Genomic DNA, 24943 nt, shown 5'->3' with positions numbered 1-24943 from the left:
ACCCGTTTGTCAAAATCCCGGCCGCTGCTGCGAATGAGCAGGCGAGAAGCGGGAAGTTGGCGGATCAAGTCTAATCGAAATGATTGAAGTGCGGTATACGGAGGCGGGGCGGCAAGTCGCTTCGGCTTGTCTCTTTTGTTTTCGCCGATGGTGCCAGATAGTGGGCATTGATCTGGATGGCGAGTCTTTTTGTCATAAGTGAACGGGCCGAATCTTACGCTTTCATAATGGGCACGATTTACCGCTAGCGATTAAAAGCGACATTTGTAATCCTAATTAAGTCGCTCGTTGAGCGCGGTTATAAACAGCGGGAGTGCTTCGCTGCAAAGCATGTGCGGTCTCGCATGGCTGAGCGTGCGAGACCGGGTGCGCAATGCAGGTATTCAGCCAGAAAGCGGCCACCCGGATTTCAGGTGGCGCTCACAACCTGGCGCAATGAGCCTACGCTTTAGGCTCGCTCGGCGACTGCGGCTGAGTCGCGGCAGCAGGAATCAGCAGCACGGGCAGAGTCGCCTGGCGCACGCAACGTTCGGCGACGCTGCCGAGAATCAGGCGCTGAAAGCCGCGCCGGCCATGCGTGCCCATTACCAGCAAGTCGGCCTTGAAGTCGGTCGCTGCATTGAGCACGACCGCCGACACGTCGTCGAGCGACGACGCTTCGCCAACCGCGAGTTCGCCTTTCACGCCTTGCTCGATCATGGCTTTCGCGAACTCCGCGCCCAACTCCTTGCCTTGTTCGATCAGACGGTTGCGCAGCACGGACGGATCGTAGCCCGGCGCTTCAAAATACATCGGCGTGTTTTCGACGACATAGAACGGCTGGAGTACAGCGTTGTTGGACTTCGCGAGATCGAGCGCCGCGTCGAATGCGCGCCGTGAGGTATTGCTGCCGTCGACCGCTACAAGAATGCGTGTGTACATATCAACTCCGCGTCTGGAAAAACCGGATGCCGTGGCCGCTTTGTGCGCTGGGTCGTTCCGTGCGCTCAACGCTTTCCGGCGACCAGGCCCATTGAACTTTTATACCAGCGAAGCTTAGATGATTGCCGGAAAAGATGCATTCGGCGGGATGTCAATCAAACTCTTGTCAAATTCGTGGACGACACACCATTGCCCGGCATGCCCAGTCCACCGGCGTCTACGAGATATCGTGGAATCCATAGTGCATATCTCTGATGAAACCGGCAATGGGTTGGCCTTACAATTAAGCTCTACCCAGACAAGTTTTAGCCCGCTGATGAACGAGCGCAGAACCACGGGCCTGCCCGAGAAGATTTACGGCGACATCCTCAATCGCATTCTCGAAGGCGAGTACAAGGAGGGCGAGCGACTGCCGACCGAGCACGCGCTGGCCGAGCGTTTTGCGACGTCGCGGCCCACTGTGCGGGAAGCGTTGGCGCGTCTGCGGGCGGACGGCATCATCATGACGCGCCACGGTTCGGGCACGACCGTCGCGCGCCGGCCCGACCCTGACGTGCGCCGCTTCGCGCCGCTGGAGACGCTGTCGGATATTCGTCGTTGCTACGAATTCCGCATGGTGACCGAGGCGGGCGCGGCGGGGCAGGCCGCGCTCAAAGCCGATTCCGACGACATCGCCGCGATCCAGCACGCGTGGCACGAGCTTGAGCAGATCATCGAAACGCAAGGCATCGGCACGAAGGACGACTTCATGTTCCACCTCGCGGTGGCGCGCGCGTCGAAGAATCCGTTCTTCATCACGATGATGTCGTTTATCGAAGAGCAGATTCTCTTCAGCATGAATTTGTCGCGCAACCTGTCGCTGGTCAAGACGGTGGAGCGGCAGCGGCTCGTTCAGGCCGAGCATTGGGCGGTGCTCGACGCGATCCGTCGCGGGGATGCGCCGGCAGCTTCGGCGGCGATGCGGACGCACCTGGAAAATGCGCTTGAACGTATGTTCGGCTCGTGATTTTTTCGCTTCCCGACTGGATGCGGTGTGACGTGTAATTCGGTTCGGTGACAATTCCGCCAACATACTGATTTGGCGTTTCGCGACAAAACATCAGTGTTCTAGTGCACTACGCATCGCCATAAAGCGGCAATTCTGGCGACCCGTAGTGCAATGCAACTAACTGGCAATTAAGCGCAGCGAGGTCAAGCTCGCACGTTGATTGATGCCTAATGTGCAACTAACGGCAATTAAGCTGCGACTGCTATCGGTCCGAACAACGAGGTCATCGTCTTCGGACTCACCGCGACATTTAGCGCAACCGCCCGCTCGACGCCGATCTGCAACGGCGCTCCGAGGCGGCTGATGTCGATGCCGGTTCTACGCAGCAATCGTTCGATCGGCGTGGTCGTCACGGTGACGTAGTCGGTGATGCCCATACGCTTTGCGAACAACATGACTTCCTGGATCGCGTGAATCGTCATGTCCGTGAAGCCGAAAGACTGTTCCTCGCCGCCCGTTTCGATCGCAAAACGGCTCAATTCCCAGATGTGCCGCCCGACCGGGGCCTGCGCGCCATGCAGCAATTGCGGAAACGTGTCCTTCAGCATGTTTGGGCCTTCTGTCGGCATCAGGCGCCAACATCCGCGTAACTTTCCGCCTTCGCCCTGTATCAGCATGTAATAGGGGCCGAGCGCGTCATATCCGTCGATTTCCATGCCCGCGATGGTCGGGATTTCCCAGCCGAGCCGCCCGTGAAACACCCGGGCCCGTAGCCGGTACATCTCGTTGATGTCCGAGTTATCGAATTCCTGACGCATTCCAATCCGGATTGCTGTTTGCATGACGTTCTCCTGAACGAGTGGGGGGCCAATGTCAGGAAAACTTATGCATTTTGAATCGATCTGCCACCTACCTACCTGGATAGGTGCGCATGCTTTTCGGATATCGCAGAATTCGAACCAGCAGCGTACTTAACCGACAGGGCTCGAAAATGGAACTTCTCGAAAATCATTGGCAACCGCAAACCGGCCTCCAAACGCGCCCGGCGGAGGCATCCTCGGCGGTGGATCGCGTGCTGATCATCGCTTATCGCAAGAAGAAAAAAGAAAGCCAACGCCGCTTCTGGGCGCGCTTTGGCGTCACGCAGTCGCGTGGCAGCCGCTTCGAATCGGGCGCTGAGATTCCGGCGCCGGTGTCGATTCTGCTCGGCCTGTATTTCACCAAGACCGTTTCCGACGCCGACCTGGGCCGTGCCGAGCGCGTGCTGTACAGCCGCGACGCGGCAGCCTTCCTCAACCCGGGTCAATAAGTCCGAGCTGGGCGGCTATCACGGCGGCCGCCCGCCGCGAATTCACCCCGAATTTGGTCCTGATGTTCTTCATGTGGAAGTTCACCACGGCTTCCGAACAATTCAGGATCTGGGAGATTTCCCAGGTGGATTTGCCGCGTGCGGTCCATTTCAGACACTCTCGTTCGCGCGGCGTGAGCTTGGGCAGCAGTGTTTGCGCGTGCGTATCCAGATGACGCTGGCTGGTATCTACCACCAGGTCGCGTAATAGCACCAGATTCGGCAACGTAGCGTTCACGTGACGGCGGAATGCGTCCGTCGGCGCGCTATCGTTGACGAAGCACATCATTCCGGCTTCCTGGTTCGGTCCGTGAATCGGCACCGTTACCCCGGCGCGCAAACCGTAAGAGCGCGCCTCTTCATACATCGATTGCTGTGGTCTGGTCGAGAAAATATCCGGCGACCAGATCAGCGGTGCAGTGCGTGACATGCAGTGATCGACGGTGGGGTCGATATGAACCAGGCCGTCCTTGTCATACGTCTTGCGCCAGTTCGGTGCGTAGGTGCTGCGGATATAGGCGTCTTCCAGACGCATGGTCGGACGCGGCAGCATGGCGACCAACAGCCTGTCGAATCCCCATGTCTCGGCAAGGCCCGTGATGGCACCAAACCATTCCGCTTCGTCGGCGGCGTCCAGCAGCGGTGCCATCTGCTCGATAAAATGTAGCGACAATTTTTTGACTCTCTCAGGCTCGCAAACATCCCGTTGCGGTTAATTGTGGCAGCCGTTCATCCGGCCGCTTTTAGCTCCACAATTTATCACTAAAAATTTTTCCGCTGCGCCAGAGGTACGCCCTGACGGCAGGGCGACGCCAACGGCTCCCTCAGGAAAAGAACGAATTACTATCGATATCCGCTTCGTGGCGCAATTGAGATTCACAAAGCGCTGAAACGGATAATTTTCTTGTGGCTGTTATTCAATCGACAGTATTTATTTTAAATTCCCTGGCGTGAACCGCTTCCGTGGATGGCGGCCCAAGTCACGTTGCCCATATTGTCATACAAAAATGACGATTCACACTTGTGTGGCTCGGTGAGCGTCACATTAAATCCTGCGAGACGTGCCCACTTTGTAGTTGTTTGACAACATCGCGACGCCGATGCGACTTCGATCGCCCGGTCTTTGGCCGATTCGAGGGCGTTTTGAGCGAATCCCCGTTCAGCGATGGAGAGTTCACCGCGCCGCGTCGTGACACTGCTGCACTCGCTCAGATAAGGCAACGGCTCAACCGCCCAGGCTCTAAGCGAAACCTCCAGGCCGCTCGAAATCGTGCGCGACGACATCTCGCTGGTCCACGTGCTGCACGATGCCGTCACGTCTCCAGAATCGCCGACATGGCTCCGCATCCGCCGCTGCCCGGTTCGACGCCGCCGGAACATCGTGCGAAGATCGCGCGTGCCGCGTGTGTGAGTTGCTCGCGCTGAACCGCGACTTCGCGCGGGCCGATCCATCAACCTGAAACACCATCCAATCGATACCCAAGCATGACCGACAACAGCCGACGCTATCCCGACCCCTCCATCCGCGTGTTCGATCCGCGCTTCAAGTCGCTGATCCTGGCTTCCGCCTCCGTCGAGTGTCTGTACCAGGGCGCGCGCTGGTCGGAAGGGCCGGTCTGGTTCGGCGACGGTCGTTATCTGCTGTGGAGCGACATTCCGAACGACCGCATCCTGCGCTGGGACGAAACCACCGGCAATGTCAGCACGTTCCGTCAATCGTCGAATAACGCGAACGGCCATACGCGCGATCGTCAAGGGCGGCTCGTCAGTTGCGAGCATCTGACGCGGCGCGTCACTCGCACTGAATACGACGGCTCGATCACCGTGCTGGCCGATCGTTATCAGGGCAAGCGCTTCAATTCGCCGAACGACGTGATCGTGAAATCGGACGGCTCGATCTGGTTCACCGATCCCACCTTCGGCATCGCCGGCTTCTACGAGGGCGAGCAGCAGGAGTCGGAACTGACGGCGTGTGTGTACCGCATCGACGCGCAGTCGGGCGAGGTGTCGATGGTTGCCGACGACGTGCTCGGCCCGAACGGCCTCGCGTTCTCGCCGGACGAGTCGGTGCTGTACATCGTCGAATCGCGTGGCGAGCCGCGCAAGATCCGCGCGTTCGACGTCAGCAGCAACGGCGCCACGCTGTCGAACAACCGCGTGTTGATCGACGCAGGTCCGGGCACGCCGGATGGCTTCCGTGTCGATATCCACGGCAACCTGTGGTGCGGCTGGGGCATGGGCACGGACGAACTCGACGGCGTGCGCGTGTTCAATCCGCAAGGCGAAGTGCTCGGCCACATTGCACTGCCTGAGCGTTGCGCGAACGTTTGCTTCGGCGGACGTCACCGCAACCGCCTGTTCATGGCGGCGAGTCACGGCCTCTACTCGCTGTATGTCAACACGCAAGGCGTGCAGGGCGGTTGAGTGCAGAAGGGCGGGCTGACCGGACCGGCTGCGCCCAATCTCCCGAATGACTCCGGGTTTGCCCTCGATACAACTCGCTAGCCGTTGCGCGACAACGGCTAGCGAGAAAACCCCGTATTTTCCCGGGGCAAACGCGCAAAAAGCATTTGCTTGACACCGGCTGTTCCGCTTCGCTATGTTCCATTGGTAGAAGTAGAAAGACATCGCCCGCAGCGTGTGCGCAACGCGACTGAGCGGCGACTTCCATACCAAGAAGCGAGGAGACGCAATGACTGTTTCAGACAGGTTGTCGCTCGGGCTGGTGTCGGTATTTCTCGCGGCTAGCGCCGCTTTCACGTCGGCGGCGCACGCGGCCGATCCGGTCACGCTCAACATCGTCGACGTGGCCGGCAATCTCCAGCTCACGCAAAAAGGCTTCGAGGCCTTCAAGGCGAAATACCCGAACCTCGTCGCCAACATCACGTACACCAACGCACCGGCTCCGCAGCTGCCAGGCAAGATCAAGGCGATGCAGGGCGCGGGCCGCTCCGACATCGATCTCGTGCTGACCGGCACTGACGCGCTCGCCGCGGGCATCGAACAGAATCTGTGGATCAAGCTGCTGCCGGACAACGCCGCGCAATTCCCCGGCGTGCTCGACAAATACGCGCCGGGTCCGCGCAAGATGCAGGATCTCGCGCAAGGTTACGGGCTGGAGGTCGCGTATATGCCGGCCGGTCCGCTGCTCGAATACAACCCCGCGAAGGTCAGCGATCCGCCGAAAACGCCCGAGCAGTTGTTGCAGTGGTGCAAGGCGCACCCCGACAAACTGATCTACGCGCGTCCGGCGAATTCCGGCCCGGGCCGCACGTTCCTGATGGGCTTGCCGTATGTACTCGGCGATAAAGACCCGCAGGACCCGATTCACGGCTGGGACAAGACGTGGGCCTTTCTCAAGCAGTTGAACGACTGCATTCCTTATTATCCGGGCGGCACGTCGGCGGTCATGAAGGAACTCGGCGAAGGCACGCGCGACATGACCGTCACCGTGACGGGCTGGGACATCAATCCGCGCGCGCTCGGCATCGTGCCGGCGGAATTTCGCGTGCAGGCATTCGACAACATGACGTGGGTGAACGACGCGCACTACATGGTGATTCCGAAGGGCGTGCCGAAGGAAAAGCTCGACGTCATCTACAAGCTGATGAACTTCATGCTGGAGCCGGCGCAGCAGGCGTTGACCTATGACGACGGCTACTTCTACCCCGGTCCGGCGATCAAGGGCGTGACCGTCGATCAGGCGCCCGCGCACAGCCAGGACGTGCTGAAGAAGTACGGCCGCCCGGAATACGCGAAGCTGCTGGCCGATCGTCCGCATGCGTTGCCGTTGAATGCGACCGCGATGGTCGCGGCGTTCAAAAAGTGGGACACCGAAGTCGGCGCACAGAAGACCAAGTAAGCCGCGCGAGAGCCATGCCATGCCGTGGCTCCTATCGTGCAGCGCCTGACCCGTCACGCGTATCAGGAAACCGCCATGAAGCATCACTTTGAGCAGTTGCGGCTCGACTCGGTGAGCCGCAGTTTCACGAACGCGGAAGGCCAGGCGGTCGCGGCATTGCAGGGACTCGATCTGACGATCCGGCGTGGCGAGTTCATCGCGTTGCTGGGGCCGTCCGGTTGCGGCAAATCCACCGCGCTCAATTGCATCGCCGGATTGCAGCCGCTGACCGGCGGCGGTATCTGGCTCGACGAAAAACGCATCGACGTATTGCCGCCTGAAAAGCGCGGCTTCGGCATGGTGTTCCAGAACTACGCGCTGTTTCCGCATATGAGCGTGCTGGATAACGTCGGCTTCGGCCTGAAGATGCGCGGTATCGCGAAGATCGATATCGCGCGGCGCGCGCGCGAAGCTTTGCAGCTCGTGCAACTGATCGGGCATGAGCACAAACTGCCCGGACAACTGTCTGGCGGACAGCAGCAGCGCGTAGCGATTGCGCGCGCTATCGTGATCGAGCCGCCGCTGATTCTGATGGACGAACCGCTGTCGAATCTCGATACGAAACTGCGCATTGAAATGCGCGCGGAAATTCGCCGTATTCATAGTCAGCTCGAACGCGCGACGCTGTACGTGACGCACGATCAGGACGAAGCGTTGTCGATGGCCGACCGCATCGTCGTGATGAAAGAGGGCGTGGTGCAGCAGGTGGCGTCGCCGCAGGAGGTCTATACGCGGCCGCGCAATCTGCATGTTGCGCGTTTCATGGGGTATCGCAACGTGGCCGAATTCACGCTCGAAGGCACGCAAGGCGAAGGCGTCGCGGTCAACGCTAACGGCGTGCGTCTGATCGGCACGCCGATGGCAGGGTTCAACAGCAAACGCGTGAATGTAGCGCTGCGTCCCGAGGATATGGAACGTGCCGCGCCGGGCTCGGAGAATGCGTTCGATGCGCACGTCACCACGGTCGAATACGGCGGCCACGATTCGCTCTTGCGCGTGAAGACCGCATTCGGCGATGTATGGGCGCGGGTGGCCGGCGACTATATCGAGGGCGAGCATATCCGCCTGCGGGTGCAGCCGTCGCGTGTGCTCGTGTATGACGCCACGGACGCGTCATGAACACGCCCACGCTATCGCCGCAGCTCGCCCCGCGCGACGCCAAAGCCTGGCTCATCGCGCCGGCGTTTCTCTTCATCGTCGCGGTTTTCATCTATCCGTTTGCATACGGTCTGGTGCTGTCGTTCCGGCCGATGAACGGCGGCGGCCTGTGGGCCAACTATCTGACGTTCTTCACCGATACGTCGATGTGGCCGACGATCTTCGTCACGCTGAAACTCGCGGTGCCGGCCACGCTGATCAACGTCGGCGTGTCGGTGCCGGTGGCGTTTGCATTGCGCCGGCACTCGCCGTATCAGAAGCTCGTCACGACCCTGCTGGTGATTCCGGTGACGCTCGGCACCGTGCTGATCGCCGACGGCATGCTGACCTATTTCGGCCCCAACGGCTGGTTCCCACAGGCGTTGCACGGCCTGCATCTGTACACACGCGAGGTGCGTCTCACGCATAACTATTGGGGCGTACTGATCTCGCTGATCGTGTCGGGTTTCCCGTTCGCGTTTTTGCTGACGCTGTCGTACGTGACCGGCATCGATCCGACGCTGGCGAGCGCGGCGGCCACGCTCGGCGCGAATCCGTGGCAGCAGTTCCGGCGTATCTATCTGCCGCTGCTGGCGCCGGGTTTGACGATGGCCGCATGCCTGTCGTTCGTGCAGGCGTTCTCGGTGTTTCCGTCGGCCGTGCTGCTCGGCGCGCCTGCCGGTCCGACCCGCGTGATGTCGATCGCCGCCGCCGAAGCCGCGTTCGAAAGCTACGACTACTCGCTCGCGTCTGCGATTGCGATGGTGATGGGCTTCGTGCAACTGCTGGTCGTCGCTGCGTTGCTCGGCGCGCGCCGCTTCTTCTACAGCGGACCGGTGAGCGGAGGCAAAGGCTGATGACAACCGAGCATCGTACTGCGCAGCATGGGTGGTCCGCGTCATCCGGTTCGAAGGACGACGGCGCGCGCGAACCCGTCAAGCGCTACCGGCAGCGCAGCAGTGTGGCAGGCCGCCTCTGGAAAGCGCTGGTATGGGGCGTGATGGTGTTTTTCCTCGTCAACGTGGTGCTGCTGATCGCGACCGTCGCGGTCAATTCGATCGCGACGCGCTGGTTCGGCACGCTGTTGCCGCAAGGCTTCACGCTGCACTGGTACGTGCAGGCGTGGAGCGATTTCCAGTTGTCGAGCGTGTTGTGGGTCACCGTCGAAGTGGTCGGCGCGGTGGTGGTGCTGTCGGTGCTGCTCGGCGTGCCCGCCGCGTATGCGCTCGCGCGCGTGCAGTTTCCCGGCAAGCGCATCGCGATGCTCGTGTTCCTGTTGCCGCTGATGGTGCCGCCCGTCACATACGGCATTCCGATGGCGACCGTGATGTACAAGGTCGGCCTCGCGGGCACGCTCGCCGGTGTGATTCTCGCGAACCTGGTGCCCGCGCTCCCGTTCGTGATTCTGGTGATGACGCCGTTCATCGAACAGATCGATCCAAATCTCGAAGCGGCGGCGCGCATTTTCGGCGCGAATACGTTCCGCTATTTCCGCTACGTGCTGTTGCCGCTGCTGGTGCCCGGCATGCTCGCGGCCGGGCTGCTGGTGCTGGTGCGTACCATCGGCATGTTCGAACTGACCTTCTTCACTGCGGGGCCGTCGACGCAAACGCTCGTGGTCGCGTTGTACTACGCTGTATTTTCAACCGGCGTGCGCGCGCCGCAATCGATCGACGCGATGGCGATGATCTATATGGCGATCACGCTGATCTGGGTGCTGATCGCGTTGCAATTCGTCAGCCCGACGCAGATCGTGTCGCGCGTGAAGGAGCAGCGGCGCTAAAGCGCTCGGGCGTTCAGGCGCTCAAACGCCGGATCATGCAGGCCAATCGTGGAGCACACGTTGACGAAGCGAAAGACCCCCGACGAATTGCGCAGCCATCGCTGGTACGGCGTGAACGATCTGCGCTCGTTCGGCCATCGTTCGCGCACCGCGCAAATGGGCTACAACCGCGACGAGTACGCAGGCAAACCGGTGATCGCGATCCTCAACACATGGAGCGAGATCAACGCGTGCCATACGCATTTCAAGCAGCGTGTCGAAGAGGTGAAGCGCGGCATCTGGCAGGCCGGCGGCTTTCCGATCGAACTGCCGGTGCAGACGCTCTCCGAGCCGTTCCAGAAACCAACCACCATGCTGTACCGCAATTTTCTCGCGATGGAAGCCGAGGAAACGCTGCGCTCGTATCCCGCCGACGGCGTCGTGCTGATGGGCGGTTGCGACAAGACCACGCCGGGTCTGCTGATGGGGGCGATTTCGATGGATCTGCCCGCGATCTTTCTGCCTGCCGGTCCGATGCTGCGCGGCAACTGGAACGGCGTCACGCTCGGCTCTGGCTCCGATTCGTGGAAATACTGGGCCGAATTGCGGGCGGGAAAAATCACGCAGGAGGACTGGCAGGGCATCGAGGGCGGCATCGCGCGCTCGCCGGGCCATTGCATGACGATGGGCACCGCGTCGACGATGACGAGCGCCGCCGAAGCGCTCGGCTTCACGCTGCCCGGTTTCGCGTCGACTCCCGCCGCCGATTCGCGTCACGCGCAGATGGCGGCGAAAACCGGCATGCGCATCGTCGAGATGGTGTGGGAAGACCTGAAGCCGTCGGACCTGATCACGGCGAAATCGGTGGATAACGCCGTGATCACCTGTCTGGCGCTATCCGGTTCGACCAACGCCATCGTGCATATGATCGCGCTGGCCCGGCGTGCCGGTATCGAGTTGACGCTCGATCGTTACGACGAGCTTTCGCGCCGTACGCCGGTGCTCGCGAACATCCGGCCGACCGGTGCGTATCTGATGGAGGATTTTTTCTATGCAGGCGGTTTGCGCGCGATGCTCGCCGAACTGGGCGATCTGATCGACCGCTCGCAGCAGACCGTCAACGGCCATACGCTGGGCGAGAACCTCGAAGGTGCGCAGATTTTCAACGACGACGTGATTCGCCGCCGCGACAAGCCGCTGCTGCCGGACAGCAGTCTTGCAGTGCTGCGCGGCAATATCGCGCCCGACGGCGCCGTGATCAAACCCGGAGCAGCCGAGCCACGCTTACTGGTGCATACCGGCCGCGCGGTGGTGTTCGCCGACTACAACGAGATGGCCGCGCGGATCGACGACGAAGCGCTCGATATCGACGAGACCTGCGTGATCGTGCTTCAGCACGCCGGTCCGGTCGGTGCGCCCGGCATGCCCGAATGGGGGCAACTGCCGATACCGCGCAAACTGCTGCAGAAGGGCGTGCGCGATATGGTGCGCATCTCGGATGCCCGCATGAGTGGCACGAGTTATGGCGCGTGCGTGCTGCATGTCGCGCCGGAATCTTTCGTGGGCGGTCCGTTTGCGCTGGTGCAAAGCGGCGACATGATCGAACTCGACGTGCCCCGGCGCAGGCTCAACCTGCTGGTATCCGACGAGGAGCTCGCGCGCCGCATGGCAGCGTGGATCAAACCCGCGCCGCGTTTCACGCGAGGCTATGGCGCACTGCATCAGCAGCATGTGATGCAGGCAAATCAGGGTTGCGACTTCGATTTTTTGCAGCGAGGCGGCGCGCACGCGGCCTCGGCCCTGGCTCCGGTTTCGCCGCAGGACGGGGAGAAGCCTGGCGAGCCGGAAATTCACTGAGTTCACCTGGGGGCCGTTGCCAGTGCCGTGGAACTGCCGGAGAGCGGCGACACGTCGAGAGGGGGAGCGCGATGCGGCGGCGCTGCATCGCGTGATTCCCTTCAGCATTGCAATTGCTACAACTCAGTACCCCACGCGATACACGCGCCCCGTTTGCGCCCCTTCCAAGCTACGCAGATACGCCTGCGCTGCACGCTGCGCGCTCACCGGTTCGAAGCCGCGAAAGTAAGGCGCATAAGCTTCCATCGATTCGGTCAGCACAGTCGGGCTCACGAGATTGATACGGATGCCGCGCGGCAATTCGATCGCCGCGCCGCGCACGAAACCTTCGAGCGCGAGATTGACGGTCGTCGCGTTCGCGCCCTCGCGAATCGGCTCGTCGGCGACGATGCCGCTCGTCAGCGTGAACGAGCCGCCGTCGTTCACATACGACTGCGCGGCCAGCACGACGTTGATCTGGCCCATCAGCTTGTCGCGCAGGCCGATCCAGAACTGTTCGATGCTCATTTCCGTCAACGGACCGAAGTGCAATTTGCCCGTGGTAGTGACCACGCCATCCACCTTGCCGATCTCGCGAAAGAGCCGCTCGATGCTCGCGGGGTCGGTGCTGTCGACGCGATGCGCGCCACGTGTCGCGCCCACTTCGATCACTTCATGACGCGCCTTCAATTCCGCACTGACTGCCTGGCCGAGCGTGCCGGTGGCGCCGATCACGACGATCTTTTTCATCTGCTGCTCCATCTTGGGTTGACTTGCCGACGATTGTCCTGGTGCAGGGTCGAAAGAAAAAGTCGTTGCCGCGCGCAGGTCCTTAAACCGTGGGTTTCCAATCGAAGGGGGTGAAACAAACGCAATGACGAACGCAAAGCGCGGACAAAACAATACGCGCACCATTATTCAAACGGTGCGCGCAGCGTTATTCGCTGATTAATAAGACGAGACGCCGGAATTCAAACATCGGCGCCCGCTTCAAAACCTATTTCACGCGATGTAATTCGATCACGCGAGTAGGCCGCAAATGATTAAGGGCGTAATGAATGCGTCCACGATCGCGCCAACTGCCAGCTGGACGCGAGTCGTCGAATTGGTGATCCTGCGAATAAGGGGCTTGCGGCTCGACCATGCCCTTGTCGATCACCGTGTATCCCGGTTCGAGCGCGAGCAGCAAGTGATTGCCGCCGACCCGGCTGTCGAAGCCTGCCATGCCGTCGCGCGACTCGGGCACGCTGTTGACGTGCGTCGCGTTAGTGGTGGTGATCTCGTCGGCTGCAATCGGGCTGTGGCCCGCTATGCGTGCGGCTTCGAGGTTCTTGCCGTCGGTGTCGACCGTGCTGTCGTGCGTGCGGTCGTTATGCAACTCGGTCGAATTCGGCCCGCTGGTGCGCGGTTGAGTGCCGGTGTCTGCTTGCTTGTCGATATCGCTGTTCATCATGCAATCTCCTTGAAGAGGACATGGTTGAAGTGCAGCAAAACCCGTTCCGCCTGATGTCAGGCTCACGCATACGCTTGCCTGAAGGACCTGCAATGCGCCTGCAACGCGGTGCGCAGCGTGTCATTTCATCCGGTGATTGCGTCGTGAATTCTTTTCGTTTTTTTTAATGGACGCGTATTTTCTACAGAGTATGATCTTACTCCGACGAGTGAAGCACGGTTAAATTGACGACATGGCCCCGACTAATTCATCATGGTCGGAAACAACGAAAAGGCCAACGAAAGGCCGCGCTACTCAAAACATTTTTACGGGGCCGTCAGGGCGGGTGACACATGCACTTCGATGCTGCATTCACACATCGCGGCTATTTGTTGAATTGCGCGCCGGCGCGCGCGGGCGATGGAACATGGCAACCTTATGTAGTCATCTCACGCTCGAGCGACGGCGAACTGGTCGCCAACCGCTTCTTCCCCTCAGAGCTGCGCTTTCCCGATGAAGCCGGAGCCATCGCTCATGCGCGTGACTGGGCGGTGCGCTGGATCGACGCTAGCAGCGTGACTATCTGAAGCGTTATCCGTCTTCATTCCGAACGCCGCAGATCGTGAAGCGGCCCTCAAGTCCATCGTTGCCTCTTAGTGTCCCGTGCAGTCGTCGTGCCATGCCGCATGTACGCGAGCGGCATGCCAGTTCTGGCCGGTGTCGCGCGAACCGCGGGAAAACGCGGTAATCTCTTGGCATATTTCACTTCGAACCGTGTTCATGCACGGTGCTGTCTTTATGCCTAATGTGCCCGACCATAACTGGGGTCTCGAACAGATCGTCGCCGACTTGCGGGCGTCGCGTGAAGAGTTGCATCGCACGCGGCATCCGCTTGGTATTCGCGAGTTGCCTTCGCGCGAAGCGGTGGTCAATATCGTCGCCGGTTTGCGCGCGGCGCTCTTTCCCACGCATTACGGCGCGCCCGATCTGACCGACGAAACCGTCGACTACTACGTCGGCCATACGCTCGAAAGTACATTGCGGCTGCTCGCGGAACAGATTCGCCGCGCGTTGCGGTTTCTGCCGGAGTTCGGTGCGACATCCGAGGCCGAGCTGAAGCAACGTGCGTTCGATGTCGCGCGCGAATTCGGTACGCAGTTACCGGGGATTCGCGCGCTGCTGGTCAGCGACATTCAGGCTGCGTTCACCGGCGACCCCGCCGCGCAGCACATCACCGAAATTCTGCTCTGCTATCCGGGCGTCTGGGCGATGACGCATCATCGGCTCGCGCACGCGCTGCATCGCCTTGGCGTGCCGTTGCTCGCGCGTTTCATCAACGAGATCGCGCACTCGGCGACGGGCATCGACATTCACCCTGGCGCGACGATCGGGCCGAGCTTCTTCATCGACCACGGCACGGGTGTCGTGATCGGCGAGACGGCGATCATCGGCGAGCACGTGCGTGTGTATCAGGCGGTGACGCTCGGCGCGAAGAGCTTTGCCGCCGATAACGACGGCACGCTGATCAAGGGCAACGCGCGGCATCCTATCGTCGAGGACCACGTCGTCATTTATGCGGGCGCGACGATTCTCGGACGTGTGACGATCGGGCGCGGCTCGGTGATCGGCGGCAATGTGTGGCTCACGCACAGCGTGCCGCCGGGCAGCAGCGTGTCGCAGGGGAAGGTTCGCGAAGGCGAGCGCACCGACGCGGGCGGGAAATGATGCGGGCGTTATTCGCCTCGTTGCCGCAGGGCGAATAAGTTGCTTTGGGTGCGGCTACGTTCATCTGCTTCTTCATGCAGTTGAGCGCGGCCGCCAGCATGCACCACTCATGTATATAAACGCCGTGACCTTCGCATCAGGCGCTACACACCCGGCGTCAGCCGTTTCGCAGATACCGCAGCAAAGGCATCTCGTGAACGCCGTGCAACCACACATGCTCGCCGATAAAAAACGCCGCCGCCCACGACGCGGCCACGACGATCAGATCGCAACTGCCGCTCTTCCACAGATTCAGCGAATGACGTCCGGCGATCCACGGCACGCCTAGCGGATTCGGCCAGTCCGCGAACAGATGCATCAGGCCGCCGCACGCGAATCCGAAAGCAGGCGCGGCATACAGCGAATGCCCGAGCCAGTGATACGACCCGGCGAGCAACGCGAGCCATCCCACACCCCAATGAGTCAACGTGCGATGCGTGATCCACAAACGTCGCGCGCGTGACCACCACGCGACTTCGAGCCAGTCGGGCGCGGTGCTGCCCCAGATGCCCGTGAGGAAACTCAACAGTACGTCGAGATGAAATGCATTGCTGCCGCTGACGCGGGCGACGACTGCCGCTGCGATGACGCCGGCTGCGAAACCGGTTGCGTGATGTGCTTTGCTGGATGCCATCGAAAGACTTGCGGCGCACTACGTCGCCTGAAACCGGAAGGGCGGCTATGTTCGCAGATGAGCCGATAAAAAAATAGCCGCTGTGCGAGATAAAAAATTCGCACAGCGGCAGGGTCTTCTGAATGCGATGACGTTGCAGCGGCATCGCACTCACATTGCAATCACACGAGGCCGAAACTCAGGTCGCGCAGCGTGCAATATCGAAGCGCATTTCCGGTTCCGGTGGATCGTCCGGCGCATTAGCGGGATGCATGACCTTGATGACCGAGCCGGTATTGGTTGGCGTCAGCGTGACGAAGTACGAGTTGTTCGAATCCGAGCCGACCGCGAGTTGCGTGGCGATGCCGGCGTGCGACGTGCGTACGCGCGACAAACGTCCTTCGAGGCAGTTGGCGATATCGGCGGGCGCGCGTTGCGAGGACACGTACACGAGCGGGATAGACGCATCGCGCGTAGGGCCGGAAGAACCGCAAGCGGTGAGGCAGGCAGTGACGGCGGTGAGGGCAACAGCAGGGGCGAGCAGGAGAAGTCTTTTCATGGTCCGATCGTCGGCGTTTCCGATGATGCATGGAAACGTGGTGCGCGGGCGAAGCGCGACGCGGTTCAACTCGAAACCCGACTCGGCGTCATGCTTCGCGACGAAGCTGTCATTCACTTGCAACCGACATGCAAGCATGAAGGCAAGCGAGATAGCCGAAGTGAGTATACCCACCGCAGGTACGCGTAGTCACTATCCGCGATCATCGCGACGCATCGTTATGTTCATATCGAACGGGTTGAGCGTATAAAAAACCCGCGACGTGATCGTGTCACGCGCGGGTTCGACGCAGCGCAGACTCATCAATCCGCGCTGCCGATACCACATCGAAAAAGCTTAGAAGCGGTGACGCAGACCGACAGCCGCCGCCACCTGGTTGCCCGTGCTCGACGGAGCCAGCGAGTTGATCGACGCAACGTTCGCGCCGAAGTTGCCGAGCTCGCCCGTAGCATGCTGATACACACCTTCCACGTACACGTCGGTACGCTTGCTCAGCGAGTAGTCGCTTTGCAGCGACACCGTATGCCACTTCGGATCGCCCGAACCGTTCGAGCCGCTCATCTTGCCATCGGTGAACGTGTACGACGCCGCGAGGCTCAGCGCCGGCGTCAATGCGTAGCGGCCGTTCAACTCATAGTTATCCAGATGCAGGTTCGTGCCCGAGATGCCCGGCAGCGTCGCGCCGCCGACATCGATACCCGTGATGCCGTCCAGTTGCGTGTGCGTGTACACGAAGCCCGCCGTAGCCGGACCGTACGTGTAGTTGATGCCAGCGCCGAACGTGCGCTGCAGGTTCGCCGCGATCTGCGCGGTGCCGTCGCCTTGCGTCACCGCGCCGCTCAGGTTCGAGCTGCCCGACTGGTTCAGTTGCAGGTAAGCGGCCGCGACGCTCAACGGACCGTTGTCGTACGAAGCGCCCGCGCTCCATGCACGATTGTTCGAGAACTCGCCGGCCGAGTTGCTGAAGCCGTACAAGCCGCCGAACTTCAGGCCCGCATAGTTCGCGCTCGAGTACTTCACCGCGTTGCGCACGGAGAACGAGTTGTCGAGGTTGTCGTTGTCGAACGGATGAGCCGCGAGGTTGTTGCCGTAGCCCGCGCCCGCTTCGGACAACGGCGCCAGATAGTCGACCACGGAGTCATATTGACGGCCGAGCGTCAGCGCGCCGTACTGGTCGCTCTTCAGTCCGACGAAAGCCTGACGGTTGAACAACGTGCTGCTTTCCGAATTCTGACCGTTGTTGATGTTGAAGCCGCTTTCCAACGTGAAGATCGCGTGCAGACCCGCGCCGAGGTCTTCGCTACCGCGCAGGCCGAAGTACGTGTTCGACACCGAGCCGCTGCCCTGTTGCCAGTTGCTGTGGCCGCCCTGGTTGTTCGAGTAGACGAGGCCCGCGTCGAGCGTGCCGTACAGCGTGACGCTGCTTTGTGCGTGAGCGTTGATGGCCAACGCGCTCAGGATGCCTGCGGCAAAGAGGATTTTTTTCATATTCAGATAACTCCGGGACAGTGCATGGAGAATCGCAAGCCAGTGCTTACCGTTTATTGCGCCGGCAGTCCGGCGATTCGCTGCGAAGTGTATTTCGGCCATTCGAATCTTTAATCCCGTCTGACGCAACAATGTGTTTTTGAATCTGTAAAAGTGAATTCGAATTAGATAAGTGCAGATAAATAAACGGAAAATGTATTTGAAAATGGTCAACGCGGCGTGCTGTCAATGATCGGCGTGTTGCTCAATCGCGACGATCCTTGTCGGGCCTTGCGAGACGGGGGTTACGGAGAATTACGTCGAATCCTTCGATTCATTGTGTTTTTCGCAACGCAATTTTACGAATAACAGTGGTTATTCGAGGGAATGGCGGCTTTACAATTCGCGTCACCCTTTGACCGAGGGTGTCTTTTTCATTCTTTATACGCGGCTTTCGGGCCGCGTTTTTTTATGGGTTTTCTGTAATAAACAAATAAGTTCCTGAAAAAGCCGAAATAGAGAATTTCAGCGCAAGATTGATTGATGTTCGATTGCGCGTGCGATTGCATGGGAGCCGGGTCAGGCGCAATGAGGCTTGTCCGTTCGTCAGGGGGCGAGGGCCGGCACGCCCGGGGCAGGTAGAATTGCGGGCTTGAGATGTGTTTCCGCCCCGCGAACGTGAGTAAACCTGTAATGACCGATACACCCCTTCCATCGTCCGACAGCGCTGAAGATTTCACGACGGAAGGTTCGTCCGAGCTGGACGAAAGCGTGCATGAACCGCGTCTGTGGCGCGACGACGGCTGGACCGCGCGCGTCATCAAGAACGAAGACGACGAAGGCTGGGCCGTCGCGATGATCAAGGACGGCGAGGCCGAACCCGCGCTCGTCGGTCCGTGGACCATGGGCCGCAACAAGAAGGACCCGAAGCCGCTCGACACGTCGGCGTTCAACACGCTGGTGAAAACCGCGTCGGAAGTGCTGCGCCGTCACGAGCAGCAACTTCGCGCGCAGCTGCATAAGGAAGTGCGGGTCGCGAGCGCGGACGGCAACGACGAACTCGACATCACGCTAGACATCATCCCCGACGAAATCGAACCCTACGCGTTGCTGACCGCGCTGGATCTTTTTGGCGAACAGATCGCACAGGTGCAGGTCGCGCCGAATTTCAATCTGAGCAAGGCGAGCGCGTCGGCGTGGGTCGAGAACGAATTCAGGCGTCCGGGCTAGGCGACGCCGACCGACCGCCTGGTGCGGTATTACGAAAGACTTTCGCGTTTCCCCGGCGTTGCCGTTCAGGTTGCGCGAGAGTGGTTTCGGGACCACGAAAATTCAATTCAGCGTGTCGGCGATTGAGAAACTCCGTTGCAACGCGTGATCCAATCGAATCGCGCTCTGCTGCACGGTATGGCGGAATAGGGTTGTCGAAAGGTCTTCGACCTACGCACGAACGACCACTCTTTTATAGAAGCCTATAGAAACGAGCCGCCGTGCAAACACCCGCGTCGGCCTAACTCCGCTTGCAGAAAATCGCCGTAACGAGCGGCGCGACGTGATGCACGATCGCCGTGCTGCCGCTCCCGGCAATCGCGTGGCGCACCTTCGATTCGCTGCCGAGCACCACGACGCCGTAGGCCGAACTCGCGACCGGTTCGCCGTCGCCGACGCGGAACATCGGGTCGTCTTTTTCATAGCCGACCACCGCGAACACGTGAAAACCAAACGCCGTCAGATCGGCGCCGGACGCGGGCGAGAACGCATTGATCGAGTTACTTTCGACGCGCATCGGCTTCGGCTCGATCATCTGCTGGTCGAGCAGATCGGCGATGAACTGATGGCCGCTTTCGTTGCAGGTGAGCGGCGTGTCGAGGGCCGCGGCGAAACTTATTTGGGGCAGTGCGGCAGTTGCCAGAAGAAGGAGTACAGATGAAAAAAGGCGTTTCATAAGTGCAGTCGGCGACCTCGATCGATGTAGTGGTTTCGCAACGGGCGGCGGCGAGTGGCCGTGACCCAAAAGACGTTGCGCATCGAAGGAATTCCGCATTACGGGCGCAACTGGGTTTGCACTTTATCGCGATTCGGCAAATCTTGCTTTGCTGCTAGCACATCCAGGTCACGGACGGACCTCAAAGAAACGAGCAGGAAGAAAGCAATCTTTTTCGATCCCGTATATATTTCCGGGTTATGACTTCGCGACCCCAAACTCCAATTAATGTTCCGCCGCCCCGTACCTGGGACGCCCGGCTCGCTCGCCGGCTTGTGACTCCGCTGGTGAATACCTGGGTCACGCCGAATCACCTCACTACGCTGCGTCTGCTGATCGGGCTTGCAGGCGCGCTGTGCCTCGCTCATGGCGATTTCGCGTGGACCAATGCAGGTGCTCTGCTGATCGTGCTGTCGAACTTCGTCGACCACACCGACGGCGAGCTTGCGCGCATCGGCGGCAAGTCGAGCCGGATCGGTCATTTTTACGACCTCGCATGTGACGCGATCGTCACCATCATGTTGTTTATCGGCATGGGCGTTGGGGCAGGAACCGCAGCCGGTGCAACTCATGTCGGCGGATTGAAGGTGATGCCGGGCGTGCTCGGCGCAGTGGCCGGTGTGGCGATTGCGCTGATCTTTTTCCTGCGCATGCGCATCGAGGAAATGGCGGGCAAGGCGGGCACGAAGCAGGCCGCAGTGGGCGGCTTCGAAACCGAAGACGTGTTGTACCTGCTACCCATTGTCACGCTGACGAGCGTCGTGCTGCCTTTCGTCGTGGTCGCTTCGATCGGCGCGCCGCTTTTTGCCGCGTGGGTCGTGGTGGATTACTGGCGCGTGTCGCGCCGTGCCGCTCGCCCTGCGGTTGCAGTCGGCAGTGCTTCTGAAAACAGTCAAATGTGGGCCAGTGAATGAGTACACACGCCGAAGATGACGTGGTCGCGCCAGCATCGATTCAACCTTCCTCCATGGCGGCGCAGGCCGCGCCGAACGCCGACCGTGCGGTCGCGGGCAAGACGCGCGAGCTCGACACGCCGCGCTTGCGCAAGGACTTCGCCGACCAGGGCGCGTTCCTGTATCTGGAAGATTTCCTCGCGCCTGAAGTCACCGCGCAACTCGCGCACAGCGCGCGGTCGCTGCTCGACGAGGTGAACCGCAACTATCTGCCGGGTCACAAGCAGGGCGGCAGTGTGAGCCGCCATACCATCGACACGCTCGCGCCGTTCATCGCCGAGTTGTATCGCTCGAAGGAACTGATCGGCTGGCTCGAACAGCTTAGCGGCGACAAACTGCAGGTCTCTCCCGCCGACGACCCGCATGCGTACGCGCTGTATTACTACACGCGGCCGGGCGATCACATCGGCTGGCACTACGACACTTCGTATTACGACGGCCGCCGCTACACGCTGCTGCTCGGCGTGATCGACGATTCGTCGTGCCGCCTCGAATACGAGTTGCATACCCGCAATCCCGATGTGCCGGATCAACCCGGCTCGGTGCAATATCCGCCCGGCAGCCTCGTATTTTTCGACGGCGACAAATTGCGTCATCGCATCACGCCGGCCGGCGCGAACGAGATGCGCGTGTCGCTCACGTTCGAATACGTCACCGACCCCAACATGCGGCCGTGGCGCCGTTTCATCTCGAACATGAAGGACGCGATCGCGTACTTCGGTTTCCGCCAGGTGTTCCGTCAGATGACTTCGCGCGGCAAGACCGCCGGCAAGGGCCGCGCATGAGTCGCGCGGCCCTGCTTCTGCTGTCGATCGGGACGGCGCTGTTTGTCGGCCTGCTCGCCTGGCAAGGCTTCGGTTCGGTTGCGTCGACGCTGCTTGCGGCCGGTTGGGGGCTCGCGCTCGTCGCGGCGTTCCACGTCGTGCCGCTCGTGCTCGATGCGGGCGCGATCTCCGTGTTGTTCCATCCTCGCCGCGACGGCGTGCATCACGATCTGTCGCTGCGCGATGCGCTGTTCGCGCGCTGGGTTGGCGAATCGGTGAATAGCCTGTTGCCTGCGGGGCAGATCGGCGGTCCCGTCGTGATGGTGCGGCAGCTTTCGCAGCGCGGCATGCGCATGCGCGACGCCGCTGCGGCGATCACGGTCAGCACGACCTTGCAGGCGCTCGCACAAATCGTCTTTGCGCTCGGCGGCCTGATGCTGTTCGGCGCGTACGCGGCGCACGGCGCGCTGCACGATCTGCAAACCGCAACGCTGATCGCAACCGGCGTGCTCGGCGCGATGATCGTCGGCTTCTACTATGCGCAGCGGCGCGGCCTGTTTGGCCGGCTGCTCGGCGTGGTGTCGAAAGTATTCGGCAAGCGCGACTGGTCCTCGCTGATGAATCGCGCGGAAGCCGTCGATGCCGCCGTGCAGGCCATGTACCGCGAACGCGGCCGCGTTGCGGCGAGCTTCGCGTTGAGTCTCGTGGGCTGGATCGTCGGTACGGTCGAGGTGTGGCTCGCGCTGCGCTTTCTCGGTCATCCGGTGGATTGGGTCGACGCGCTGTTGCTCGAAAGTATCGGGCAGGCCATTCGCGGCGCTGCGTTCATGATTCCGGGCTCGCTCGGCGTGCAGGAAGGCGGTTATCTGCTGCTCGCACAGCTCGTGGGGTTGCCGCCCGACGCGGCGTTGGCGCTGTCGCTCGCCAAGCGCGCACGCGAAATCCTGCTAGGCTTGCCGGGTTTGCTGGTTTTGCACTTCAGCGAAAGAAGCTGGCAACGGCGGCGCGCCCTGGGGCGCGTGCCGGTTATCGATTAATCTCCGTATTTTTTCAAAGGACCGCGCATGCGTGCCATCATCCTCGCTGCGGGCCTCGGCCTGCGTCTTCAGCAACCGCCGCAAGCCCAGTTCCCGAAGTGCCTGTTGCAGTTCGACGGTATGAGCCTGCTCGAACGGCATCTGCAAATGCTCGAAACCGCAGGCGTGACCGACGTCGTTCTCGCGCTCGGTTTCCAGCCGGAATCGGTGCAGGCGGAACTGGAGCGCATCAACTGGCCGCATCAGGTCGAGACCGTGCTCAACACGCGTTACGACCTGGGCAGCGTGCTGACGGTGCACACCGTTGCAGACGCGCTTACGCGCGGCGGCGACGTGCTGCTGATGGACGCCGACGTGCTGTATGACGAGCGCATTCTCAGCGCGTTGGTGGCGGGCGAGACGGTCAACCGTCTGCTGATCGACCGTGATTTCGAAGCGGGCGACGAGCCCGTCAAGCTGTGTCTGAAAGACGGCGTGCCGGTCGAGTTGCGCAAGCAGCTGGCCGTCAATCTCGAGTACGACACGATTGGCGAATCTGTCGGCTTCTTCCGTTTCCGCGAAGAAGCGGCGCAACGTTTCGCGCAGATCGTCGCCGGTTATATCGACAGCGGCCGCGCGAATCTGCCGCACGAAGAAGCGGTGCGCGACCTGCTGCTGGAGCGCAGCCAGGTGTTCGATACCGCCGACGTGACCGGCGCTCCGTGGATCGAAATCGACTTCCCGAACGACGTTGCGCGGGCAAGCACCGAGATCCTGCCGCAACTGCAACCGCTGGTCAGCGCGTCGCGCTAAGCGGCTTTCAGGCGTATTTCCCCGCATGATGTGGCGAGCCGGCGTGATGCCGGCTCGCCATTTTTTTCGTGCGCTGTCGATGGGCATAACTCACGCCGCGGCTTACGTGCCTGGGAAATGCAAGTTCACTAAAAGCGCCAGAGCAACAACATTTGTTGCCGCTGCGATGCCATAATCGACGCTTTACACCGACGGCCTAGCACCCCGTCGTCATGCCAATGCCTCTCGCTTTAGGCACTTTCATCGTTCCGCTGATCGTCGCGTGCGCGATGTTCATGGAGAATGTGGACGGCACGGTCATCGTGACCTCGCTGCCTGTTCTGGCGCGCGATCTCGGTCAGGACCCCATCACGCTGAAGCTTGCCGTCACGGCCTACGTGATCGGCCTCGGCGTGTTCATTCCGATCTGCGGCTGGGTCGCCGACCGCTTCGGTTCACGCACGGTGTTTCGCACGGCCATCGGCATTTTCATGGCCGGCTCGCTGATGTGCGCGGCCTCCACGTCGCTCGGCACATTCGTGGTTGCGCGCTTCGTGCAAGGCATCGGCGGCGCGATGATGGTGCCGGTGGGCCGCATCATCATCTTCCGCTCGGTGCCGAAATCGGACTTCATTCGCGCGGTCAATTATCTGACGGTGCCCGCGCTGCTTGGGCCGGTTGTCGGGCCGCCGCTCGGTGGTTTCATCACGACGTATCTGCACTGGCGTCTGATTTTCTTCATCAATATTCCGATTGGTCTGCTCGGTATCTGGCTTGCCAACAAGCACATTGCCAATGTGCGCGAGGCGCATCCCGGACGGCTCGACTGGACCGGCTTCGTGTTGTCGGCGGGTGGAGCGTCGCTGTTCATGCTGGGGCTTTCGCTGATCGGCGGCGAGCTTGTGACGACGAGCGTGTCGGTCATCATGTGCCTGAGCGGCGTCGTGTTGCTGCTGCTTTATGTGCTCTACGCAAGTCGCGTCGAACTGCCTGTGCTCGATCTGCGGCTTCTGCGCATCCCCAGTTTTCACGCGAGCGTGGTGGGCGGCTCGCTGTTCCGGATCGGGCTTGGCGCTGTGCCGTTTCTGTTGCCGCTTGCGTTGCAGGAAGGTCTCGGCATGACGGCGTTCAAGGCAGGTTCGATCACGTGTGCGTCCGCGTTCGGCGCGATCTTCATGAAGACGGCGGCCATGCGCATTCTGCGGCGCTTCGGCTTTCGCACCGTGCTGTTGTTCAACGCGGCGTGCGCGGGTCTTGTCATCGCGGGCTATGGGCTGTTCTTTCCCGGTACACCGCATTGGCTGATCTGGTGTGTCGTGCTGGTCGGCGGGTTCTTCCCTTCGTTGCAGTTCACGTCGCTGAACTCGCTGGCGTATGCGGATATTCCGAGCAGCGAAGTCGGCCGTGCAACGAGTGTTGCGAGCGTGATCCAGCAGATATCGCTGGGACTCGGCGTGACGATTGCCGGCATCGTGCTGCAGATTTCGCACAACCTGCAGGGCCATCCGAAGATCGTGTTCACCGATTTCTGGCCGGCGTTTCTCGTAGTCGGTCTGTTCTCGTTCCTGTCGATTCCGGTCACCGCGCGCTTGCCGCACAACGCAGGCGACGAACTCTCGCGCGGTAGTCGCGGCACCGCATGAGTAGTGCGGGGGCGTGGGTTTAGCTGCGCCTCCCTTCACGCCTCCGTTGCTACGTCAGGTCAG

General features: G+C 61.1%; 25 protein-coding genes. 16 read left to right on the top strand and 9 right to left on the bottom strand.

All coding sequences use genetic code 11. From position 1 onward, the window contains the following. Window positions 1-441 precede the first annotated feature (441 nt). Window positions 442-921 (bottom strand): universal stress protein, encoded by a 480-nt coding sequence (locus tag BLS41_RS26690; protein WP_074770299.1) that lies wholly within the window; start codon window positions 919-921, stop codon window positions 442-444. A 316-nt stretch (window positions 922-1237) separates the two neighbouring features. Between BLS41_RS26690 and BLS41_RS26685 the strand changes: the two genes are divergently transcribed. After that, on the top strand, window positions 1238-1927 hold the full coding sequence (locus tag BLS41_RS26685; protein ID WP_074770297.1) for a FadR/GntR family transcriptional regulator: 690 nt from the start codon (window positions 1238-1240) through the stop codon (window positions 1925-1927). A 230-nt stretch (window positions 1928-2157) separates the two neighbouring features. On the opposite strand, the gene BLS41_RS26680 is transcribed toward BLS41_RS26685, so the two are convergent. Next, window positions 2158-2751, bottom strand: coding sequence for an acyl-homoserine-lactone synthase (locus BLS41_RS26680; protein ID WP_074770295.1), 594 nt, complete (start codon window positions 2749-2751; stop codon window positions 2158-2160). Window positions 2752-2900: 149 nt separating this feature from the next. On the opposite strand from BLS41_RS26680, the gene BLS41_RS26675 reads away from it, so the two are divergent. Beyond that, window positions 2901-3218: a helix-turn-helix domain-containing protein gene (locus tag BLS41_RS26675; RefSeq protein ID WP_074770293.1), complete on the top strand. Its 318-nt coding sequence runs from the start codon at window positions 2901-2903 to the stop codon at window positions 3216-3218. Here BLS41_RS26675 and BLS41_RS26670 read toward each other — a convergent pair. After that, entirely contained in the window at window positions 3202-3906 is a 705-nt protein-coding gene (locus tag BLS41_RS26670; RefSeq protein ID WP_074770291.1) for a helix-turn-helix transcriptional regulator, read from the bottom strand. The two genes, BLS41_RS26675 and BLS41_RS26670, sit on opposite strands and share 17 nt — an antisense overlap. 836 nt (window positions 3907-4742) lie before the next feature. Here BLS41_RS26670 and BLS41_RS26665 point away from each other — a divergent pair. The 6 genes from BLS41_RS26665 (at window position 4743) to araD (ending at window position 11914) form a co-directional block, all read left to right on the top strand. Continuing rightward, the gene (locus BLS41_RS26665; RefSeq protein WP_074770289.1) at window positions 4743-5681 is read left to right on the top strand and encodes an SMP-30/gluconolactonase/LRE family protein; all 939 of its coding nucleotides are present in this window, start codon (window positions 4743-4745) and stop codon (window positions 5679-5681) included. Window positions 5682-5949: 268 nt separating this feature from the next. Then, the gene (locus tag BLS41_RS26660) at window positions 5950-7119 is read left to right on the top strand and encodes an extracellular solute-binding protein (protein ID WP_074770286.1); all 1170 of its coding nucleotides are present in this window, start codon (window positions 5950-5952) and stop codon (window positions 7117-7119) included. A gap of 75 nt (window positions 7120-7194) precedes the next feature. Next, complete coding sequence (locus BLS41_RS26655; RefSeq protein WP_074770284.1) at window positions 7195-8277, top strand: ABC transporter ATP-binding protein; 1083 nt, start codon at window positions 7195-7197, stop codon at window positions 8275-8277. Next, window positions 8274-9152 (top strand): ABC transporter permease, encoded by an 879-nt coding sequence (locus BLS41_RS26650; RefSeq protein ID WP_074770282.1) that lies wholly within the window; start codon window positions 8274-8276, stop codon window positions 9150-9152. The genes BLS41_RS26655 and BLS41_RS26650 overlap by 4 nt, the downstream gene beginning before the upstream one ends. Next, a complete protein-coding gene (locus BLS41_RS26645) occupies window positions 9152-10078 on the top strand; it encodes an ABC transporter permease (RefSeq protein ID WP_074770280.1) in 927 nt (308 codons plus the stop codon). Before BLS41_RS26650 ends, BLS41_RS26645 begins: the two co-directional genes overlap by 1 nt. Before the next feature lie 60 nt (window positions 10079-10138). Further along, window positions 10139-11914, top strand: a complete 1776-nt coding sequence (araD, locus tag BLS41_RS26640) for an L-arabinonate dehydratase (RefSeq protein WP_074770278.1) — start codon at window positions 10139-10141, stop codon at window positions 11912-11914. Between the two features lie 123 nt (window positions 11915-12037). On the opposite strand, the gene BLS41_RS26635 is transcribed toward araD, so the two are convergent. Then, window positions 12038-12643 carry a short chain dehydrogenase gene (locus BLS41_RS26635; protein WP_074770276.1) on the bottom strand — a complete coding sequence of 202 codons (606 nt, stop codon included), beginning with the start codon at window positions 12641-12643 and terminating at the stop codon, window positions 12038-12040. A gap of 247 nt (window positions 12644-12890) precedes the next feature. After that, window positions 12891-13343, bottom strand: coding sequence for a DUF3005 domain-containing protein (locus BLS41_RS26630; protein ID WP_074771204.1), 453 nt, complete (start codon window positions 13341-13343; stop codon window positions 12891-12893). A gap of 335 nt (window positions 13344-13678) precedes the next feature. Here BLS41_RS26630 and BLS41_RS26625 point away from each other — a divergent pair, with 335 nt between their 5' ends. Together BLS41_RS26625 and epsC are read left to right on the top strand one after the other, a co-directional pair. After that, window positions 13679-13912 (top strand): hypothetical protein, encoded by a 234-nt coding sequence (locus tag BLS41_RS26625; RefSeq protein ID WP_074770274.1) that lies wholly within the window; start codon window positions 13679-13681, stop codon window positions 13910-13912. 211 nt (window positions 13913-14123) lie between these two features. Then, window positions 14124-15050, top strand: coding sequence for a serine O-acetyltransferase EpsC (epsC, locus tag BLS41_RS26620; RefSeq protein ID WP_074771203.1), 927 nt, complete (start codon window positions 14124-14126; stop codon window positions 15048-15050). Between the two features lie 157 nt (window positions 15051-15207). On the opposite strand, the gene BLS41_RS26615 is transcribed toward epsC, so the two are convergent. The 3 genes from BLS41_RS26615 to BLS41_RS26605 all read right to left on the bottom strand — a co-directional run bounded on the left by BLS41_RS26615 (window position 15208) and on the right by BLS41_RS26605 (window position 17749). Continuing rightward, the gene (locus BLS41_RS26615; protein ID WP_074770272.1) at window positions 15208-15723 is read right to left on the bottom strand and encodes a metal-dependent hydrolase; all 516 of its coding nucleotides are present in this window, start codon (window positions 15721-15723) and stop codon (window positions 15208-15210) included. Between the two features lie 178 nt (window positions 15724-15901). Next, window positions 15902-16399, bottom strand: coding sequence for a hypothetical protein (locus tag BLS41_RS26610; RefSeq protein WP_074770270.1), 498 nt, complete (start codon window positions 16397-16399; stop codon window positions 15902-15904). Between the two features lie 198 nt (window positions 16400-16597). After that, a complete protein-coding gene (locus tag BLS41_RS26605; protein WP_074770268.1) occupies window positions 16598-17749 on the bottom strand; it encodes a porin in 1152 nt (383 codons plus the stop codon). A gap of 672 nt (window positions 17750-18421) precedes the next feature. Between BLS41_RS26605 and BLS41_RS26600 the strand changes: the two genes are divergently transcribed. Beyond that, a complete protein-coding gene (locus BLS41_RS26600; RefSeq protein ID WP_074770266.1) occupies window positions 18422-18958 on the top strand; it encodes a hypothetical protein in 537 nt (178 codons plus the stop codon). A 280-nt stretch (window positions 18959-19238) separates the two neighbouring features. Here BLS41_RS26600 and BLS41_RS26595 read toward each other — a convergent pair whose 3' ends face one another. Then, a complete protein-coding gene (locus tag BLS41_RS26595; protein WP_074770264.1) occupies window positions 19239-19673 on the bottom strand; it encodes a hypothetical protein in 435 nt (144 codons plus the stop codon). Between the two features lie 239 nt (window positions 19674-19912). Here BLS41_RS26595 and BLS41_RS26590 point away from each other — a divergent pair, with 239 nt between their 5' ends. The 5 genes from BLS41_RS26590 (at window position 19913) to BLS41_RS26570 (ending at window position 24880) form a co-directional block, all read left to right on the top strand. Further along, window positions 19913-20626, top strand: a complete 714-nt coding sequence (locus BLS41_RS26590; RefSeq protein WP_074770262.1) for a CDP-alcohol phosphatidyltransferase family protein — start codon at window positions 19913-19915, stop codon at window positions 20624-20626. Beyond that, window positions 20623-21450 carry a HalD/BesD family halogenase gene (locus BLS41_RS26585; protein WP_074770260.1) on the top strand — a complete coding sequence of 276 codons (828 nt, stop codon included), beginning with the start codon at window positions 20623-20625 and terminating at the stop codon, window positions 21448-21450. Before BLS41_RS26590 ends, BLS41_RS26585 begins: the two co-directional genes overlap by 4 nt. Beyond that, complete coding sequence (locus BLS41_RS26580) at window positions 21447-22466, top strand: flippase-like domain-containing protein (protein WP_074770258.1); 1020 nt, start codon at window positions 21447-21449, stop codon at window positions 22464-22466. The genes BLS41_RS26585 and BLS41_RS26580 overlap by 4 nt, the downstream gene beginning before the upstream one ends. Before the next feature lie 27 nt (window positions 22467-22493). After that, window positions 22494-23258, top strand: a complete 765-nt coding sequence (locus BLS41_RS26575) for a phosphocholine cytidylyltransferase family protein (protein ID WP_074770256.1) — start codon at window positions 22494-22496, stop codon at window positions 23256-23258. A gap of 218 nt (window positions 23259-23476) precedes the next feature. Further along, window positions 23477-24880: an MFS transporter gene (locus BLS41_RS26570; protein WP_074770254.1), complete on the top strand. Its 1404-nt coding sequence runs from the start codon at window positions 23477-23479 to the stop codon at window positions 24878-24880. Window positions 24881-24943 lie beyond the last annotated feature (63 nt).

It is taken from the genome of Paraburkholderia fungorum, from assembly GCF_900099835.1.
Lineage (GTDB): Bacteria > Pseudomonadota > Gammaproteobacteria > Burkholderiales > Burkholderiaceae > Paraburkholderia > Paraburkholderia fungorum_A.
Note: the sequence above shows the minus strand (reverse complement) of the source record. Positions and strands in the feature narration are given on the sequence as shown.